Here is an 18,391-nt window from a genome sequence, read left to right on the forward strand (position 1 = left end):
TGCTGTTTTCGGTCGACCCGCCACACAGGCCCGATACATCCCTTCGATTAACTGTGATGACATTCTGACAACCCTTGGGATCGACATCATGCAAACCCTTGTCACATCAGCACAGGCCAGCGTCGGGCTCGGCCTGCGTCGCGGTTTGATCAAAGACCTGCTGGCCGCCCCGGCCGGCCATTTCGACTTTCTTGAACTCGCGCCGGAAAACTGGATCGGCATCGGCGGCGCCCATGGCCTGGCGTTGCGAACCCTGGCCGAGCGCTACCCGTTATCCTGCCACGGCTTGTCCCTGTCCCTGGGCGGGCCATCGCCGCTGGATGTCGAATTCCTGCGAGAGGTGCGGGTCTTCCTCGATCACCACGACGTGCCGCTGTACAGCGAGCACTTGAGCTACTGCAGCGACGACGGTCACCTGTATGACCTGTTGCCGTTGCCCTTTACCGAAGAGGCGGTGCATCACGTCGCCGCGCGCATCCGTCAGGCCCAGGACATTCTCGGCCGCCGCCTGGCGGTGGAAAACGTCTCCTACTACGCCGCACCGCAGCAGGACATGGACGAGGTCACGTTCACCAACGCCGTGCTGCGCGAAGCCGATTGCGACCTGTTGCTGGACGTCAACAACGTATACGTCAACTCGATCAACCATGGTTTCGACCCGCGTACGTTCCTGGCCGGGATCGATACGAATCGTGTGGTGGCCATGCACATCGCCGGGCATTTCGATGAGTCCGACACCTTGAAAATCGACACCCATGGCGCTTCGGTGAAACCGGCGGTGTGGTCGTTGCTGGCCCAGGCCTATTCCCGATTTGGCGCGCAACCGACTTTGCTCGAGCGCGATTTCAACTTTCCGGCGTTTTGCGAACTGGTCGCCGAGTTGCAGACCATTCGCCGGTTGCAAACCGAGGGGGTCAACCGTGGTTAAGCGTACCCTGCACGAGCAACAAAACAGTCTGGGGCGCTACGTGCGCGACCCCGAGCGTTACGCGCCACCGCCGGAAATGGACCCGGCGCGGGCCCAGGTATATCGCGACCTGGTGTTCGCCAACATGTCGTCATTGATCGGCGGCACCTTTCCGGTATTGGTGAAGATTCTCGGCGACACGCAATGGCGGGCACTGGTGCGGATTTTCCTGCGCGACTACCGCGCCCACACGCCGAAATTCGGCGAAATCGCCCAGGAGTTTGTCGAGTTTCTGGCCTCTGAGCCTGCGGCGCTGGCGGCTGGCCCCTGGCCGCCGTTCATGGTCGAACTGGCGCACTACGAATGGGTGGAAATGGTCCTGCAACAATCCGAAGCCGAGCCGTTGCGCGGTGGCGATGTCGATGGGCTGCTGGATTGTCCGTTGCAGGTTTCGCCATTGGCCTGGCCCTTAGCGTATGCCTGGCCAGTGCAGTTGGTCGGGCCGCATTATCAGCCTGATGCGCCGCCGGATCAGCCGACATTGCTGCTGGTGCGTCGGGACCCGGATTTCAGTGTGAAGTTTTCTGAATTGAGCCCATTGGCGTTTCGGTTGTTGCAGCGTATCGAGGAATTTCCCGGGCAGACCGGACGTGCGCAGTTGCTGGGATTGGCGGCGGAGGCGGGGATGACGGAATCGACGGTGTTTATGGACAGTGGGCTGGGGTTGTTGCGGCAGATGCACGGGGAGGGCGTCGTAGGCGTCGTTGCTTGATGATCGTTCCCACGCTCTGCGTGGGCAGGCATCCCGTGACGCTCCGTGTCACCATTGCGCAGGACGCCAGCCTTGTGTTGTTAGCGGAACGCGGAGCGTCCCTGGCGGCATTCCCGCGCAGAGCGTGGGAACGATCGTTTAGCCACGCAACTTGAGCTCTGCACATAACCCGCCACCCTCGCGATTGCTCAAGGTCAACGATCCCCCGATCGCCAATGCCAGCTGTTGCGCGATGGCCAATCCCAACCCGGTACCCCCAGTGCTGCGGTTGCGCGAATTTTCCACGCGGTAGAACGGCTGCATGACCTGGGCCAGTTCCGCTTCGGCGATGCCCGGGCCACGGTCCATGACCTTCACCGACACGCTGCCATCGGCTTTCTTCTCAACCAGCAATTCCGCAGCGCCAGCGAATTTGAGTGCATTGTCTGTCAGGTTCACCAGCACCCGGCGCAGAGCGTGGGGGCGGGTGTCGATGACGCTGGCGCTTTTGCCGCTCAGCTGCACTTGCTTGCCCATGTCCTGGTAATCGAACACCAGGCTGTCGAGGAACGAGTCCAGGTCGGTGCGTCGACTTTCTTCGGTGGCGCCGTGGACGCTGCGGGCGTACGCCACGCCTTCTCGCACCAGATGTTCCATCTCGCCCAGGTCGTTCCACAGCTTGTCTTTCTCCACCGAGTCGTCCATGAATTCGGCGCGCAGTTTCATCCGCGTGATCGGTGTTTGCAGGTCGTGGGAGATCGCCGCCAACAGTTGCATGCGTTCCTTCAGGTAGGCGGCGATGCGTGCCTGCATGGCATTGAAGGCCTTGGCGGCATGGGCTACTTCGGTCGGGCCTTTTTCGTCCAGCAGGACCGGGTGGGTGTTGGGGTCGAGGGTGTCCACGGCTTCAGCGAGACGGGTAAGGGGGCGGATGGCAATCCGTACGGCCAGCCAGGTGCAGGCAATCATCAGCGCCAATTGCCCGAGCAGCACCATGGGCAGCCAGGGCGACAGCGGCACCATCGAGGGCCGCACATCGATGGTCAACGGGCTGCCATCGGACAGTTTGAGGTGCACCTGGAAGTGCTTCGCAGGCCCTGGAATATCGCTGAAGGTCATCGGGTAGTCCTTGCCGATGGAATTCTTGATCGAGGTCATGGCAATCGGCGCCTCGGGCATGTCCGTGTCCATGGCGGTGCCGGGTGAGCCTTCATTGAGCAGATAGCGGTAATTGCGCCGATCCAGTTGCTGCAGCCAACTCGCACGCTCTTGCGCCGGCAGGCGGTCGAGGATGGCGATAGAGGTCGAGACGTCGGTTTCCAGGTTACCGAGCATGGTGTTTTTCGAGCTTTCATAGCGCTCGTAGTACTGCGCACCGAAGGACAGCGCCTGGGCGAGGATCAGACCGATCAGAAAAATCAGCGACAGTCGCGAAGCCAGGGTGCGGGGCCAGCGCAGCGACAGGTTCATGCTGGCGCACCGACGATTTCCACCGGCAGGGAAAACACGTAGCCCTCGCTGCGTACGGTCTTGATGTAGGCCGGCTCGCGGGCGTCGTCCAGCAGGCGCTGGCGCAGGCGACTGACCAACAGGTCGATGGAACGATCGAACAGGTCGGCGTCGCGGCCCTGGGTCAGGTTGAGCAACTGGTCGCGATTGAGCACCCGTTGCGGATGATCGAGGAACACCCGCAGCAACCGATACTCGGCACCGCTGAGGGCGACCATGGTGCCGTCGCCATCGAGCAGGTGCCGGGCGGACGTGTCCAGGCGCCAGCGACCGAAGGCCAGCAAGCGGCTGGATTCGGTCACCACCAGGTTCGGTGGCAACATGCGCGTGCGGCGTAATACGGCGTTGATCCGCGCCAGCAGTTCACGGGCGGCGAAGGGCTTGACCAGATAGTCGTCGGCGCCCATTTCCAGGCCGATGATGCGGTCGGTTTCGTCGTTGCGCGCGGTGAGCATCAGCACCGGGGTGGCCTTGTGTTTGCCAGCGCGCAACTCGCGGCAGAGCATCAGGCCGTCGTCGCCCGGCATCATGATGTCCAGCACGATCAGGTCCACTGGCGTGGATTCAAGGAAGCTGCGCATCTGCCGGCCATCGGCCACGACCGTGGTGCGCAGGCCGTTTTTCTTCAGGTAGTTGCCCACCAGCTCGCGTATCTCGCGGTCATCGTCAACGATGAGAATGTGATCGACGTGCTCCATGGGGACTTGCCTCTGTCAGTGGGGGATATCGCACAGTCTATCGAGCCTTGGCCCGCTCGCCCGCCGCCCTTTGTATTGCAGTGTATCTGGCCTGCCAACGGATACACACCGACGCAAAAACAGCCAATTCCGGTGGTTTTGTATCCCTCTGTATCCCGCAGCCACCCAGATACGTACCGATTTACACGCGCCGGTTCCCGACACATACGGGATACCTCGCAGGCTTCTAATAGGTTCCATCGAGGCAAACCCAAGCGCCTCTACCCACAAACGATGAACCTTGAGGAACCACCATGAACACCAAAGCCATCTACGCCGCTTGCCTGTTTGCCGCCCTGAACATCTGCACCTTGTCGGCCCGCGCCGAAGCTGACGTTACCCCGATGAGCTACAGCTATGGCACGCACCTGGACATCCAGAAAGTGTTGTCGCTGAAACAGGATGCCGCGCCTTCCTGCGGTGTGGTGAATGCCCAGCTGACCTACCTGGATTCCCAGAGCAAGACCCAGGTACTGGACTACCGCAAATTGGCTGACAACTGCAATTCGGACAACTGAGTCCAGCGAATACCCTTAGCGCATCCAATTCAGCCAGGAGTACATCATGAACAACGTCACCCGCTTCTTGACCGCCATTGCTTTCTCCGTTGCCGGCGCCGCGGCCCATGCCAACGCCGCTGTAGAACAAAACGCTTGCGGCAGCAGCACCTGCTTTCAGCTGACACCGGTCGCCGGGAAGGGCGGTGATGCCTTGCTCGCCGAAAACGGTTCCAGCCGAACGCCGCAGGGCAAGTTGCTGGATAGCCAGACGGTCTGAGCACACCGACTCACTCTGTAGGAGCTGCCGCAGGCTGCGATCTTTTGATCTTGCTTTTTAACAACCAAAAGATCGCAGCCTCGTTTCACTCGTCAGCTCCTACAGACGCCGCCCATGCCTCCCCACATATCAAAAAGGTGATCCCATGTTACTCATCGCTTTCCTGGGCGGCATATTGACCGTCCTCAGCCCGTGCATCCTGCCGGTCGTACCCTTCCTGTTCGCCGGGGCCGACCGTACGCGCGCCTCGATCCTGCTGACCCTGGGTGGCATGGCCCTGACGTTTGCCCTGATCTCCAGCCTGGCAGTCGTCAGCAGTGAATGGGTGATCCAGGCCAGCAACACCGGCCGCCATGTGGCGCTGATCGTGATGGTGCTGTTCGCCCTGTCGCTGATTTCCGCACGGGTCGGCGACTGGTTGGCGCGTCCATTCGTGGCGCTGGGCAATCGCATCGACCCCAACAGCCGCACACTGTCCGGCCCGCTGAGTTCGATCATGATTGGTGTCGCTACCGGCCTGCTCTGGGCGCCCTGCGCCGGGCCGATCCTCGGGGTGATTCTCACCAGCGCCATGCTGCAGGGCGCGAACGCCGGGACCAGTCTGTTGCTGGTGGCCTATGGCCTGGGTAGCGCATTGTCGTTGGGCACCTTGATCTTCGCTGGTCGTGGCCTGGTCAATCGCCTGAAACCATCGATCCCGGTCACAGGCTGGTTGCGTCGTGGCGCCGGTGTGGCGGTGCTGGCCGGTGCGGCGGTGATTGCCACCGGAGCAAACGATGTGCTGCTGGCCAACACCTCGTCGCAAGGTATCAGCAGCGTCGAGAAAGGCTTGTTGGAAACCGTGCCGAAAGTCGTCGATTACTTCGTCAGCAAGGTCAAGGCCGAGACCATGGACAATGCCCAGGGCGCGATGCCGTCGCTAGCCGGTGCGGTGGAGTGGATCAACTCGCCAGCGCTGACCAACGAATCGCTTAAGGGCAAAGTGGTGCTGGTGGACTTCTGGACGTTCGACTGCATCAACTGCAAGCACACCCTGCCGTACGTCAAGGACTGGGCCAGGAAGTACGAGAAGGATGGGCTGGTGGTGATCGGTGTGCACACCCCGGAGTACGGGTTCGAACGCATCATCGACAACGTCCGGGACAAGGTGAAGGAATACGGCATTACCTACCCGGTAGCGATCGACAACAACTACGCGATCTGGCGCAACTTCGACAACCAGTACTGGCCTGCCCACTACCTGATCGATGCGAAGGGCCAGGTGCGGTACACGCACTTTGGTGAAGGTAGTTATGACACTCAGGAGAAGATGATCCAGCAATTGCTTGAAGAGGCGAAGACCGCTGTTCCAGCGGCTTGAAGTCAAAAGATCGCAGCCTGCGGCAGCTCCTACAGAGTATGCGTTCACTGTAGGAGCTGCCGCAGGCTGCGATCTTTTTGCGATATCAATGGCTCACCTCGCCGTGAGCCATTGATCGATTGCCCTGACTACGCCGCCACGCCGCCGGCGGCGCGCCATACTCCCGGCGAAACGCGCGACTGAACGCCGTGTCGGTCTGGTAACCCACCTCTTCGGCGATGCGCATCAACGAGCTGTTACTGCTGCGTAACAGATTGGCCGCCAGCAACATGCGCCATTGCGTCAGGTACTGCATCGGCGTGACCCCCACCAGTTGCGCAAAACGCTCCGCCAGGACCGATCTTGAGGTGCCGGCGGTGCGCGCCAGTTCATCCAGCGTCCAGGCGTGGCAGGGTTTCTTGTGCAAGGCGTTGAGGGCCGCGCCGACGATCCGGTCGCTTACGCCGGCCAGCCACCCGGTCCGCCCCTCGCCGTGTTCGTGCATGTACAGGCGCAGTACTTCGATGAAGAGCACCTCGGCCAGTTTCGCCAGCACGCCTTCGCCGCCAGGCCTTGGCGATCGCGCTTCCGCCAGGGCATAACGCACCGAAGATTCCAGCCAGATGCCGGCGTTCGAACCGCGCACATTGACCCTGACCACCGGCGGCAGACCTGCCAGCAACATGCCGGCCAAACGCGTGTCGCAGGCCAGGTAGCCGCACACCAGGCGCGTCACTGCACCACCACCGCCATAACTCAACTGCCGCGGGCGCCGCGCCAGCACCTCGTCGAGCCGCGCACCGCTGGCGGGCGTCAAACCCGGTCGGGAACTCATGCGATGGGCGTGGCCCTGGGGGAATATCACCACGTCCCCGGGGTTGAGCAGCAGCGCAGGATCATCGCCCAGTTCGACGTAGCACTCGCCTTCGGTAATCAAGTGGAAGATCACCACCCGTTCGGCACCGGGTTCCAGGAACGGTGCCGCCGTGTCGGCGCTCGGCGACTGATAGCACCAGGGGGCGGTGAACCTGGCGTTGATGAAAATCGCGCCGACCAGGCGGACGACGCGCAGGGTCTGTGACAGGGCATCCATGGGCGTTTTCCCGTGTGGGGGTTTCTGATTGTGAGCGCGTCACGGCCCAAGGTGTATTCTCCGGACGATCGGGCAGTGTTCGCCGACGATCGGACAGGACGCCGATCAGCGTCAGAGCGATAGTTTGCCCACAGGGCCATCTGGCCCTGTCATCAATAAGAAAAGTGAGGTTGCCATGCCCAAGTTCGTCATTGAACGCGAGATTCCAGGCGCCGGAGCACTGTCAGAAAGGGATTTGAAAGCCGTCTCGCAAAAGTCCTGCAAGGTGCTGCGCGAGTTGCCAGAGGTGCAATGGCTGCAGAGTTATGTCACAGGCGACAAACTGTATTGCGTGTACATCGCGCCAAACGAGGAACTCATCAGGGAGCATGCCCGGCAGGGCGGTTTCCCGGCCAATCGCATTTCCCAGGTCATGAACATCATCGATCCCACGACGGCTGAGTGAGCGTGTGCCCGGTCCTGTTCCAAACCAGAGATTGCCTCCATGAGTACACCCATTGATCTTACTGCCTTGAAAACCCGTCAAATGGCCGCTTGGGCCAGTGGCGACTACGCCGTGATCGGCACTACCTTGCAGATCGTCGGCGAGCAATTGGCCGAGGCTTGCGACCTGTTGTGCGATGAACAGGTGCTGGACGTTGCCGCCGGCAATGGCAATGCGACCCTGGCCGCCGCGCGTCGCGGTTGCCGGGTGGTGTCCACCGACTATGTGGCTGCATTGCTCGAGCGTGGCGAAGACCGTGCCCGTGCCGAACGCCTGAACGTGACCTTCCAGGTGGCTGACGCCGAAGCGTTGCCTTTCGCTGATGCCAGTTTCGATGCCGTGCTTTCAACCTTCGGTGTGATGTTCGCGCCGGACCAGGCCAAGGCCGCTTCGGAGCTGGCGCGAGTGTGTCGCCCCGGTGGCCGGATCGGCCTGGCCAACTGGACGCCGGAAGGTTTCGTCGGCCAGATGTTCAAGACCCTGGGCCGGCACATGCCGCCACCGCCCGGCGCGCAACCGCCTTCGCAGTGGGGCACGGAAGCCTGGCTGCACAAGCACTTCGACGAGCGCGAATTCCTGTTGCAGGTGACTCGCCGGACCTTCAACTTCCGCTATCGCTCGGCCGAGCACTTCATCGATACCTTCCGCAGCTGGTACGGTCCGATCCACAAGGCCTTCGCGGCGCTACCCCCTGATGGCGCCAAGGCCCTGGAAGACGACCTGACCGAACTGCTCAACCGCCTGAACCGGGCGGGCGACAGGTCGATGGTGGTGCCCAGTGAATACCTGGAGGTGGTCATCACCAGGCGTTGAGGCTCGGCCAATACATCGGGCGGCTATTCATCCAGCCGCTCGGTGTACACCACCCACACGCTGCAGGGCATTTTGTATAGCAGATGCTCCACCGTACTGCCGATCAGGCGCCCCATGCCACGATGGCCGAGACGGCCCATGACGATCACGTCGACGTCGAAGGTATCGGCATAGCGGCTCAGGACCTTGGCTGGATTACCCATGATCATGTGCCGTTGCGGTTCGGCGATGCCATTGCGTTGGGCCAATTCGTTGAAGGCCTCCAGCTGTGCGTCATACAGTGTCTTGTTGTGGGTCGAGGAAAAAAACGCCGAGCCGTTGTCAAAGCCGAATTCGTCCGAACTGATGGACGAAAGGTCATAGGCGTAGACCACATCGAGCTCGGCATTGCAGGCAGTCGCCAGTTTCGTGGCCTCGTGCAGGATGCGGTCGTTGAACGTCTTGTAGTGATCATCACGATGAAAGGGGTCGACGGCTGCGACCACTTTGCGCGGTAGCGCGTTGACCGCATGGCTGACGAAGTGTAACGGCACCGGACACTCACGCAGCAAATGCACATCCAGTGGGGTGAAGATCAGCCGCGATAGCAAAGACTGGTGTTCCAGCGCCTTGATCAGCACATCCATCGGCTGTTCCTTGAGGTGAATCAGGATTTCTTCCAGCGGGTTTTGCACCCACGCCACTTCCGTTGTCACGGTTACGCCGATTTTACGCAGGGGCCGGGCCTGGTCTTCCAGCCACTGACGGTGGCGCTCGACGTAACCCAGGCGCATCTGCTCCAGCGCCTTTTCATTGACCATGCCAGCCGTGGCCAGGCCTTCCAGATAGTCGAAGGCCACGATGTGCAACGCCGCGCCCTCTGCCTTGGCCAGCGCGGCCGCCCGGTCGAAAGCAGGGCTGTGTTCCATCAGCGGCGAAGTCACCAGCATGAAGCGAGATTGACCAGACATGACAAACCTCCCGTGGGGTTGAGACGACGGTTGTTTGGCTTGGCTTCAATCCTTGAGTATTGACCATGATGGGTGGGGGTGTAGCACTGTAGGAGCGAGCATGCTCGCGAAAAACCTGAGAGCACCGCGGGGTGTCAGGTTCCCCGCGTCATCGTTGACTTCCATCGCGAGCAGGCTCGCTGCCACAGAAGATCGGGTACAGCAGCGAGAGTATCTACACAACCACCGCCCCCCGCGCCTCAAGCAGCTCACGCAACACCGAGCGATGACAATGCGCTTCGTCCTCGCAATAACACCCAACGGCCAGGGACGTGTGATGCGAAAGAGCCGCCAGCAGATCAAGCAACTGGCTGGGGGCAGGGTGGTTCATTTCGGCCTTGAACTGGCGCCTGAACGCATTCCAGGCCTTCTCGTCTTCAGCGACCTGGGCCTGGTGTACCAGCTCCGGGCTGGGCGAAAGCAGCGGCTGCCACACGTCGTAGAAATCCCGGCTGGCAAACTCCGCCTTGGGTACACCGCGGGGTGGACGGCGCACGGTGCCCAGGCGCAGGCCCTCGTCGGGTTTTCGCGGGGAGCCGAGCCGTACGATATGAATAGGCATGGCGCTACTTGAGCCGCGATTCGTCGAGCCACTCAAGCGCCGTACGCCACAAGCAGATACCCAGGAAGTACGCCGACATCAACAGCCAAAGCCCCATGACCATGGGGTTGATCACCGGGTGGTTGACCACCAGCGACAGGCTGCACAGCAGCCAGATCGCCGTCACGGCAATGTTGATCGGCATGAAGCGGCGCACGCGAAACGGATGCAGGAATTTCATCCGGGTGAGCGTCAACAGGGCCAGGCCGATCACGGTGAGGAAGGTGATCCAGGGTGACGGCGCGATGATGTACAGGCACAGGGCAACCACGTTCCAGGCGGCGGGGAAGCCCTGGAAGTAGTTGTCCTTGCTTTTCATGTTGACGTTGCAGAAACAGAACAGCGACGACACCAGGATCAGCGACACGGTCAGCAGCAGTGTGTAGTCCGGCAACGGGATGTAGCGATAGATGAACAGTGCCGGAATGAATACGTAGGTCAGGTAGTCGATCACCAGGTCGAGAATCGAGCCGTCGAAACTCGGCAGCACCGACTGTACGTTGACCCTGCGCGCCAGCGCGCCGTCCAGGCCATCGACGATCAAGGCCACACCCAGCCACAGCAGGCAACTGGTGGGCTGGTTTTCGAGCAGGGCGAGGGTGGCGAGGAAGGCGGTGACCACGCCGGTGGCGGTAAAACCATGGGCGCCCCAGGCTTTAAGCCTGGCGATGTGTAGGGTCGATATCACGGGGGCGTTCTCCAGAAAGTGAAGCAAGCCAGTCAACGCCCTCATCTGGCGGGCGGCGGCAAACCGGGTTGGGTTGCAAGTATCGACCGGGTATCCGGGAATAAGGTTCACCACCCATGAATCTTAGCTGCGCCGTAAAAAAATACAGCGGATAAACCGGTAATGTGTCAGCCAGACGGTGGTAGCACATTTACGCGCGAGGGCTATCGTTGTCTGACTGGATCACTCCCATCGATGAGGACGTCGTCATGAACACCAGCGATCTGCTCGAACAATTATTGCGGGCCGGCCAGGGCTCGATGGCGCAACGGGGCGGCGGTGGGGCGTCGGCTCAAGGTGGCTTGGGTGACTTGGGCGGATTGCTCGGCGGCCTGTTGGGCGGTGGTGGCGCCAGCCGTTCGGGCGCTGGCGGCATGGGTGGCCTGGGTGGCTTGCTCGGTGGCTTGTTGGGCGCAGGATCGTCAATGGGCCGCGCGCCGCAATCGCGCTCCGCCGGTGGTACCAATTATGCAGCGCTGGCTTCGCTGGGGATGATGGCATTCCAGGCGTTTCAGGCCTGGCAACGCAGTCAGGCCACGCAGCAACAACAGGCGCCGCAGCAGGCGATGCGTACGGTGGACATGCTGGCGGGTCCGGAAGTCGAGGAACACAGCCACGCGATCCTGCGGGCGATGATCGCGGCGGCCAAAGCCGATGGCCGCTTCGACGACGCCGAGACACAAATGATCAATGCCGAAATCGCCCGGCACACCGATGATCCGCAATTGCAGCAGTGGCTTGATGACGAAGCCGCCAAACCGCTTGACCCTGCCGAGGTGGCACAATCGGCAACCGACCCCGGCATCGCCGCCGAGATGTACCTGGCCAGCGTGATGCTGGTGGATGATCAGCAGGATGCCGAGCGCAATTATCTGGATGAACTGGCGGCTGCCTTGAATATCGATCCGGATTTGCAGGTACATCTGGAACAGCAGGCCAAGGGCACAGCCTGAAGGCCTCTGTAGGAGCTGCCGCAGGCTGCGATCTGTTGATCTTCAGCGATCTTTCAGGCGCAAAAATCAAAAGATCGCAGCCTGCGGCAGCTCCTACAGAGAGCGAGGTCGGTGGATCAGGAGGGCGGTGGTTCGGGCACCAGGAAGGTCACGCCAAAGCGCTCCGCCACCTCAAATATCCGCGGAAGATCCTCGGGTACCTTGAACCGGTCCATCGCCGTAAAAAAAAGCCCGCCTCGCGGATCGGAGACCACGCCGATCATCTTTGCCGTGGGGCTGACGTTCCTGTAGGCATGAATCGCCCCGGCTGGAATATGCACATAGCCTCCGGCCGAGACGGTGGTGGAGGTGCCTTCGACGGTCACTTCGACCTGACCGTCGACCACGTAGAACGCTTCGTCCCATGGGTGAAAGTGCGGGGGCGGGCCGCCACCTTGAATGCCTTCCTGGATATGCATTTCAAACGGTTTGCTGAGATCACCGCCAGCCAGGACAGTGATCTTTTCGCCAACGACATTGACCGATGCCGGTGGGGACTGGAGGACGTGAACCGTACGCATGATGGCTCTCCGCAGATGAGGCAGCATCCGCCGATTGTAGGCGCTTGAACGCTGGCCGGCAGCCGCGGTACGGGGCCGTCCGTCCGGGCAATTTCGACGGCGATGGAATTTTTTTCGCCAAGGCTCGCTCTGCTGAGAGAGGGAAGTGCTGATTCAGCGCCCTGCAGCGAACCGCGGGTGAGCCATGAACAAAAATCTCGATGACTACAACCGCATGCGCGATTTTTCGGCGACGTCGGAACCCGTCGCCGTCAAACCCAAGGGCAGAAAAAAAACCAAGGATCATGCCTTGCAGTTCTGCATCCAGAAGCACGATGCTTCGCGCCTGCATTACGACTTTCGCCTGGAACTCGACGGTGCGCTCAAGAGTTGGGCGGTGCCCAAGGGACCATCGCTGGACCCCAAGGTCAAGCGTTTGGCGGTACATGTCGAAGATCATCCGCTGGATTACGCCACCTTTGAAGGCAGTATTCCCGAAGGTCACTACGGTGCGGGGGATGTCATCGTCTGGGACCGTGGCGTGTGGATTCCTCAGGAGGATCCGGCGAAGGCCTATGCCAAGGGCCGGCTCAAGTTCGAACTGCAAGGCGAGAAGCTCGGCGGCCTGTGGAACCTGGTGCGCACGCACATGCCGGGCAAGCAGGAGCAGTGGTTCCTGATCAAGCACCAGGACGGTGCCGCCCGGCCGGAAAGTGATTACGACGTGGTGGTCGCCGAACCCGACAGCGTGCTCAGCGAACGAACGATCCTGGGCAAAAAAACCAAGGCGACCAAGGCAACCCAAGCCAAGGCCATCAAGCCGCCGGCGGCGCCAACGCGCAAAGAAACGTCCAAGCAAAAGTCCGTGCCACTCACGGGCGCGCGCAAAGCCAGGCTACCGGACCAGATCAAGCCGGAGCTGGCGACGCTGGTGGAAAAGGCCCCGGGCGGACAGTGGAGTTATGAAGTCAAGTTCGACGGCTACCGGATCATGGCGCGTATCGACCATGACGAGGTCAAGCTTTTCACTCGCAACGGTCATGACTGGACCCACAAGCTGCCCGACCAGGCCAAGGCGCTGGCGGCGCTGGGCCTGGAATCGGCCTGGCTCGACGGTGAAATGGTGGTGACCGACGAGCAAGGCGTACCGGACTTCCAGGCCTTGCAAAACGCCTTCGAAGCGGGCCGCAGTGGGAATATCCTCTACTACCTGTTTGATTTGCCCTATCTCAATGGCGTGGACCTGCGCGAGGTGCCTGTCGAGGAGCGCAGGGCGGCGCTCTCGACTGTACTCAAAACCAGCAAAGACCCATTGCTGCGCTTCTCCGACGCCTTTGGCGAAGACCCGGAAGCCCTGCTCAATAGCGCCTGCCAGATGCAAATGGAAGGCCTGATCGGCAAACGCCTGGGTTCGCCCTATGTATCCCGGCGCAGCAGTGACTGGGTCAAACTCAAATGCAAGCATCGACAGGAATTCGTCATCGTTGGCTTCACCGACCCCAAAGGTTCACGCAGTGCCTTCGGTGCATTGCTCTTGGGGTTGCACGACCGCGACAGCGGTGAATTGCGCTACGCAGGCAAGGTCGGCACCGGGTTCACCGAGGCAACGCTCAACAGCATTCATCAACAACTCAAACCCTTGCAGACGAAAAAAGCCGCCGTGGTCAACCCGCCCAGCGGTGCCGAGTTCAAGGCTGTGCATTGGCTCAAACCCAGCCTGCTGGCGGAAGTGGCCTTTGCCGAAATGACCAAGGACGGTTCGGTGCGCCATGCGGTGTTCCATGGCCTGCGCGATGACAAGCCCGCCAAAGACATTACCGAGGAGCGACCGACTGCCGTGAAAACTGCCCCCGCGAAAAAAGCCGCCGCCAAACCGACGGCCTCGAAGAAGAAAGCCGAACCAGCACCCTCGCAAATCGGTCTTGAGCAGGGCAAGGTCCGCATCACCCACCCCGACCGGGTGATCGACGCCAGCACGGGCGCGACCAAAGTGCAGCTGGCGCAGTACTACGCCAGTGTTGCCGAATGGATTCTGCCTCAGCTCAAGGATCGGCCTGTGGCGCTGGTACGTGCGCCAGATGGCATCGCTGGCGAACTGTTTTTCCAGAAAAACGCCGAACGCCTGGCGATTCCCGGCATCACCACCCTCGACCAGCAACTCACAGGCCAGCCGATGATGGTGATCAACAACGCCGAAGCCTTGATTGGTGCGGTGCAGATGAGCACGGTCGAGCTGCACACCTGGAACGCCACCACCGACAACCTCGACAAACCCGACCGCTTCGTCCTCGACCTCGACCCGGACCCGGCGCTGCCATGGAAACGCATGGTCGAGGCCACTCAGTTGACCCTGACGGTGCTCGACGAACTGGGACTCAAGGCGTTCCTCAAGACCAGCGGCGGCAAGGGTATCCACCTGGTGGTGCCGCTGACTCGCAAGCATGGCTGGGATGAGGTCAAGGACTTCAGCCACGCCATTGTCAGCCACATGGCCAAGATGCTGCCGGAGCGTTTTTCTGCCGTTTCGGGGCCGAAGAACCGGGTGGGGCGGATCTTCATCGACTACTTGCGTAATGGCTTGGGCGCCACCACGATCTGCGCCTACGCCGTGCGTACCCGCGAAGGGCTGCCAGTGTCGATGCCGATTTTTCGAGAAGAAGTCCCAACGCTCAAGGGCGGCAACCAGTGGAACATCCACAACGCGCATGAACGCCTGGCCGAAGTGGGCGATGAGCCTTGGGCGGACCTGAAGAAAACCCGGCAGACGATTACAGCCGAGATGCGACGGCGAGTGGGGATGAAGTAGGAGCTGCCGCAGGCTGCGATCTTTTGATGTTGTTTTTTATAATCAAAAGATCGCAGCCTGCGGCAGCGCCTACAGGAGGTGCGTTATTTTATGAAGGCCTGGAAGTCGCTACCCAACTTGTCGATCGCCGCCTTGAAATCCTGCGCGGTGATTTTCTGGCTTTCGTTTGACAGCTGTTTGCCGAACACCTTGCGCACCACCTTGGCCACGGTCTGGTTGCTTTTCGCGTCGATGAACTCGGCTTCGATAAACAGTTCGGTGTCCTGGTCCCGATGACCCGTAGCGGCCTGTGTAGCACCAACGACGGCGGCGATGGGCACTACCTCATACCATTTCATCCCTTCGTTGGAAGCGCTCACACCGGTGATGGCGGCGCGCATGACCAGGGTTTTCGCTCCCTTGGGTGCGGCGCTTGGACTGGAAACCACGCGGTACTTCTGCCCCAGTGTCGACTTGGCTTTGCTGGTCATGTAGTTCTGGATGTCATTGAGGGTCTGCTGGTTGACCCGCTCGTTGGGCTTGGGGGCCGGGTAGAGCTCCAGGCGGTTGAACGCCACCGTGTCATAGGCGTCGGGGTTCCACGAAGGGCTGACCCAGCGCATCGCCGTGCCACCGCTGGGCGTTTCGACTTCCTGAAGGTTGTTGTAGTTGGACAGGTAGCCGGAATACTGCTCCCGCTCGGTGACTTTCGAGGTACAACCGCCGAGCAGGAGCCCGGCCAGGGCAGTGCCGACGAGCAATTTTCGGGTCAGGTTCATAGTGCTGTGTGCTCCTTGGGTAATTCGTCTAAGCGTAGTCAGATAATCAGAAACGCCAAGTCATGTTCCCGGTCACGGCTTGAATCCAGGTATTGTCGAATTGACCGGAAATTCTATTGCCAGACAGGTCCTTGCTCTGATCAACCGGCATGTCGCCCATCCAGACCATGGCCCAACTGAGGTTGACGTCGGTGTCTTTGTTCAGCGCATAGGTGGCGCCCGTCGCAATGCGCCAGGATTCGGCCATGGGCACGATCACCGAACGCTTGCTGTCGGACACGGCACTGCTGTCGTAAGCCACGCCGACGTTCCACAGCCATTGCTCGGTGGCCTGGTATTGCGCGCCGAGTGACAGGTGCCAGGTGTCCTTGAAACCGGCGTCGATGTTGGTGGATCGGGCATCGTTTGCCGAGGTGTCGACCTGGACACCGATATCGCCGAATTCCGACCAGTCCTGCCAATTGACCGAGGCCAGCAGCGCCCATTGCCGGTCCAGTTGCTGGAACAGGCTCAGGGTCACGGTTTGCGGCACGGTGATATCAAGTTTGGTGTTGGTACCATCCAGTCGTTGCAGTAGCGGGCCGTTTCCCTTGATGTCCAGGCCGTCCTCGAACTCAAGGTCAACCTTGCTGGTGTAGGTCAGGCCGATGCGGGTACCAGGTTGTGGGGCGTAGATCACCCCGACGTTGGCGCCGAAGCCCCAATCCTTGTCCTTGTATTTGAACTGGCCGTCGCCGCGTTCGGTGAAGCCGAAGGGCGACCGGTCAATGGCGGTCTGGGCCTGGAGCATGCCGTACATGGCTTTGACGCCGACACCCACCGACCACTGATCGTTGAAGCGGTAGGCCACGCTGGGCACCAGCGACAGGCCGAGCAGGCTGGAATTTTGCGAAAAGTAGCGGCCCGACCAGTCATTGTCGTAATTGACCGCCAACCCGAAGTCGCCGTACTGGCCGAAGCCTACACTCCAGTGGTCGTCCAGTTCATGGCTGACGAAAAAACTGCCTCCGGGCAACGGATCAAGGGCGTTGCCACTGCCACTGCCGGAGACGTTGGTGCTGTCGTCGCGATCGAACGAGATATCGCCGTAGAGCACTTGCAAGCCGGCGGTGATCTGCGTGCCTGGCAAATAGCTCATGCCCGCCGGATTGCTGGCAATCGTCGAGGGGCCTTGGGCCCGGGCGGCGGCACCGGCGTTGGCCAGGCCGACGTTATCGGTGGCGACTTCGTAAAGCATGATGCCGCCAGCCTGTACCTGCTGGCAGCACAGAGCGAGCAATGAGACGGCGGGTAGGGCGCAATTTTTCAGCTGCATGGGGTCACCTTTGTGCATTCCCATTACGGACACCGGTGGCTGTCGCCATCGACCGGTGTCAACTCCCCTGAGAGCAGTCAACTGACTGCCATGAAATTTGTTTCCCACGCGAAAGAGCGTAGGTAGGTCTCGAGAAATATCCAGTAATTAGTGAGTTAAAACCGATAGTTCAGGCTAAGGCTCAAGGAGCGTTTCCAGGGTGCTCAACGCGCTCTGTCGCATCGCTTCGAATCGAGGCGGCGAGCAGGTCTCGCCGCCTCGAGACCATTACTTGCCGGCAGCGGCTGCCAGCAACGGCGCCATCTGTTCGTCAGTCAGTGCCACTTGGACCTGCATGGTCATCAGGTCGCTCCATTGCAGTACCCATTTCTGGATCGATGCGGGATCGTCGGCCTCGGCCACGCCAAAACCGGCTTCGCCGCCGACAGCGTGCCAGCGTCCGAGCATCTTGACGCCTTCCGGTGGCGCACCACCGGTCTTGAGAAAGCGTTCGATCGCACTGTTGCGATTGGTCGTACTGATTTTCCAGCTAACGATGAACAACATCTGCCACCTCCTTCCAGGGATTGGCACCTGCCTGTCTTCGCGCACCGGGTTGGCGCCGGGACCTCGGTCACGTTTGCCTTGCCAGTGTCATCCTGTCTGGCCTGAAACGACTGCTCCCTGCAGAAGGCATAGCAGCGCCGCGCACTTTACGTACGACCGCCGATCCTCTTTTACAGGGGCTGTATGGTCGCTGTCTCAGCGCTGAAACAGGCGATCAGGCGTCACGCAACAGGTCGTTGGCGTTGAGCAACTCGAAGGCGATTTGCGGACGCTTCTCCATGGCCCGGCGAATCGCCGCCGGGATCGCTGCCCGGGTCTTGCGGCACAGTCCTGGCAGTTCGTCGATGTGAATGCCGATACCGCGCATGGTCCGCACTTCATTGAAACCGGGAGCGATGGCCACGCGAATGCCCAATTGCTCGAACATCCGCCGTTGCAGGTGCTCGAGGTCCTGGAGGCTTTGCAGGTTTTCCAGGCGTTCGACCAGGCGCTTTTCTTCCGCGCGGGTCAGGAACAGGATGCGCACGTCCGCACCCGGTGTTTCCAGCAGCGGGTCACGCCCGCAGTCGCAGGCGCCGGGCGGGCAGGGTTGGCGTATCGGAGCAGAGGTGGTCATGGGATTCAATCATAGAGCGCAGTGATCGAATTTGCCCATAGTCTTTGGGACTGACGTAGATCTAGATGTGGGAGCGGGCTTGCTCGCGAAGGCGATGTGTCAGTCAACTAAACAGTGGCTGACACTCCGCC

Annotated in this window: 20 protein-coding genes; 9 read left to right on the forward strand and 11 right to left on the reverse strand. The window is 60.9% G+C overall.

The window, feature by feature from the left end:
- Positions 1-88 precede the first annotated feature (88 nt).
- Both QLG10_RS20265 and QLG10_RS20270 read left to right on the forward strand, forming a co-directional pair.
- On the forward strand, positions 89-928 hold the full coding sequence (locus tag QLG10_RS20265; RefSeq protein ID WP_282487922.1) for a DUF692 domain-containing protein: 840 nt from the start codon (positions 89-91) through the stop codon (positions 926-928).
- On the forward strand, positions 921-1,679 hold the full coding sequence (locus QLG10_RS20270) for a putative DNA-binding domain-containing protein (RefSeq protein ID WP_110753017.1): 759 nt from the start codon (positions 921-923) through the stop codon (positions 1,677-1,679). Before QLG10_RS20265 ends, QLG10_RS20270 begins: the two co-directional genes overlap by 8 nt.
- Before the next feature lie 138 nt (positions 1,680-1,817).
- On the opposite strand, the gene QLG10_RS20275 is transcribed toward QLG10_RS20270, so the two are convergent.
- Positions 1,818-3,128 carry a HAMP domain-containing sensor histidine kinase gene (locus QLG10_RS20275; RefSeq protein WP_110753015.1) on the reverse strand — a complete coding sequence of 437 codons (1,311 nt, stop codon included), beginning with the start codon at positions 3,126-3,128 and terminating at the stop codon, positions 1,818-1,820.
- Positions 3,125-3,865, reverse strand: coding sequence for a response regulator (locus tag QLG10_RS20280; RefSeq protein WP_008063067.1), 741 nt, complete (start codon positions 3,863-3,865; stop codon positions 3,125-3,127). Before QLG10_RS20280 ends, QLG10_RS20275 begins: the two co-directional genes overlap by 4 nt.
- 293 nt (positions 3,866-4,158) lie before the next feature.
- Between QLG10_RS20280 and QLG10_RS20285 the strand changes: the two genes are divergently transcribed.
- From QLG10_RS20285 to QLG10_RS20295, 3 genes are all read left to right on the forward strand, one after another.
- Positions 4,159-4,422 carry a DUF2790 domain-containing protein gene (locus tag QLG10_RS20285; protein WP_110753013.1) on the forward strand — a complete coding sequence of 88 codons (264 nt, stop codon included), beginning with the start codon at positions 4,159-4,161 and terminating at the stop codon, positions 4,420-4,422.
- Between the two features lie 46 nt (positions 4,423-4,468).
- On the forward strand, positions 4,469-4,681 hold the full coding sequence (locus tag QLG10_RS20290; protein WP_282487923.1) for a hypothetical protein: 213 nt from the start codon (positions 4,469-4,471) through the stop codon (positions 4,679-4,681).
- A 145-nt stretch (positions 4,682-4,826) separates the two neighbouring features.
- Positions 4,827-6,041 (forward strand): cytochrome c biogenesis protein DipZ, encoded by a 1,215-nt coding sequence (locus tag QLG10_RS20295; RefSeq protein ID WP_110753009.1) that lies wholly within the window; start codon positions 4,827-4,829, stop codon positions 6,039-6,041.
- A gap of 85 nt (positions 6,042-6,126) precedes the next feature.
- On the opposite strand, the gene QLG10_RS20300 is transcribed toward QLG10_RS20295, so the two are convergent.
- A complete protein-coding gene (locus QLG10_RS20300) occupies positions 6,127-7,113 on the reverse strand; it encodes an AraC family transcriptional regulator (protein WP_188263502.1) in 987 nt (328 codons plus the stop codon).
- A 175-nt stretch (positions 7,114-7,288) separates the two neighbouring features.
- Between QLG10_RS20300 and QLG10_RS20305 the strand changes: the two genes are divergently transcribed.
- Positions 7,289-7,558, forward strand: coding sequence for a DUF4242 domain-containing protein (locus QLG10_RS20305; RefSeq protein WP_110753005.1), 270 nt, complete (start codon positions 7,289-7,291; stop codon positions 7,556-7,558).
- A 39-nt stretch (positions 7,559-7,597) separates the two neighbouring features.
- Entirely contained in the window at positions 7,598-8,410 is an 813-nt protein-coding gene (locus tag QLG10_RS20310) for a class I SAM-dependent methyltransferase (RefSeq protein ID WP_110753003.1), read from the forward strand.
- Positions 8,411-8,433: 23 nt separating this feature from the next.
- On the opposite strand, the gene QLG10_RS20315 is transcribed toward QLG10_RS20310, so the two are convergent.
- The 3 genes from QLG10_RS20315 to pcsA all read right to left on the reverse strand — a co-directional run bounded on the left by QLG10_RS20315 (position 8,434) and on the right by pcsA (position 10,688).
- Positions 8,434-9,360, reverse strand: a complete 927-nt coding sequence (locus QLG10_RS20315; RefSeq protein WP_110753001.1) for a universal stress protein — start codon at positions 9,358-9,360, stop codon at positions 8,434-8,436.
- A 214-nt stretch (positions 9,361-9,574) separates the two neighbouring features.
- Positions 9,575-9,961 carry a DUF488 family protein gene (locus tag QLG10_RS20320; RefSeq protein WP_110752999.1) on the reverse strand — a complete coding sequence of 129 codons (387 nt, stop codon included), beginning with the start codon at positions 9,959-9,961 and terminating at the stop codon, positions 9,575-9,577.
- Between the two features lie 4 nt (positions 9,962-9,965).
- Positions 9,966-10,688, reverse strand: a complete 723-nt coding sequence (pcsA, locus tag QLG10_RS20325) for a phosphatidylcholine synthase (protein ID WP_110752997.1) — start codon at positions 10,686-10,688, stop codon at positions 9,966-9,968.
- A gap of 248 nt (positions 10,689-10,936) precedes the next feature.
- Between pcsA and QLG10_RS20330 the strand changes: the two genes are divergently transcribed.
- Positions 10,937-11,680, forward strand: coding sequence for a tellurite resistance TerB family protein (locus QLG10_RS20330; protein WP_110752995.1), 744 nt, complete (start codon positions 10,937-10,939; stop codon positions 11,678-11,680).
- A gap of 116 nt (positions 11,681-11,796) precedes the next feature.
- Here the strand turns inward: QLG10_RS20330 and QLG10_RS20335 are convergent, their stop codons facing one another.
- Entirely contained in the window at positions 11,797-12,240 is a 444-nt protein-coding gene (locus QLG10_RS20335) for a cupin domain-containing protein (protein ID WP_110752993.1), read from the reverse strand.
- A gap of 184 nt (positions 12,241-12,424) precedes the next feature.
- Here QLG10_RS20335 and ligD point away from each other — a divergent pair, with 184 nt between their 5' ends.
- Positions 12,425-15,025, forward strand: coding sequence for a DNA ligase D (ligD, locus tag QLG10_RS20340; protein ID WP_282487924.1), 2,601 nt, complete (start codon positions 12,425-12,427; stop codon positions 15,023-15,025).
- Between the two features lie 83 nt (positions 15,026-15,108).
- On the opposite strand, the gene QLG10_RS20345 is transcribed toward ligD, so the two are convergent.
- From QLG10_RS20345 to QLG10_RS20360, 4 genes are all read right to left on the reverse strand, one after another.
- Positions 15,109-15,783: a DUF3313 domain-containing protein gene (locus tag QLG10_RS20345; protein ID WP_110752989.1), complete on the reverse strand. Its 675-nt coding sequence runs from the start codon at positions 15,781-15,783 to the stop codon at positions 15,109-15,111.
- Between the two features lie 46 nt (positions 15,784-15,829).
- On the reverse strand, positions 15,830-17,098 hold the full coding sequence (locus tag QLG10_RS20350) for an outer membrane protein transport protein (protein WP_110752987.1): 1,269 nt from the start codon (positions 17,096-17,098) through the stop codon (positions 15,830-15,832).
- Positions 17,099-17,365: 267 nt separating this feature from the next.
- Positions 17,366-17,644 carry a DUF3303 family protein gene (locus QLG10_RS20355; RefSeq protein ID WP_110752985.1) on the reverse strand — a complete coding sequence of 93 codons (279 nt, stop codon included), beginning with the start codon at positions 17,642-17,644 and terminating at the stop codon, positions 17,366-17,368.
- Positions 17,645-17,858: 214 nt separating this feature from the next.
- A complete protein-coding gene (locus QLG10_RS20360) occupies positions 17,859-18,260 on the reverse strand; it encodes a hypothetical protein (RefSeq protein WP_110752983.1) in 402 nt (133 codons plus the stop codon).
- Positions 18,261-18,391 lie beyond the last annotated feature (131 nt).

It is taken from the genome of Pseudomonas sp. V98_8, assembly GCF_029967975.1.
In the GTDB taxonomy this organism is placed as follows: domain Bacteria; phylum Pseudomonadota; class Gammaproteobacteria; order Pseudomonadales; family Pseudomonadaceae; genus Aquipseudomonas; species Aquipseudomonas umsongensis.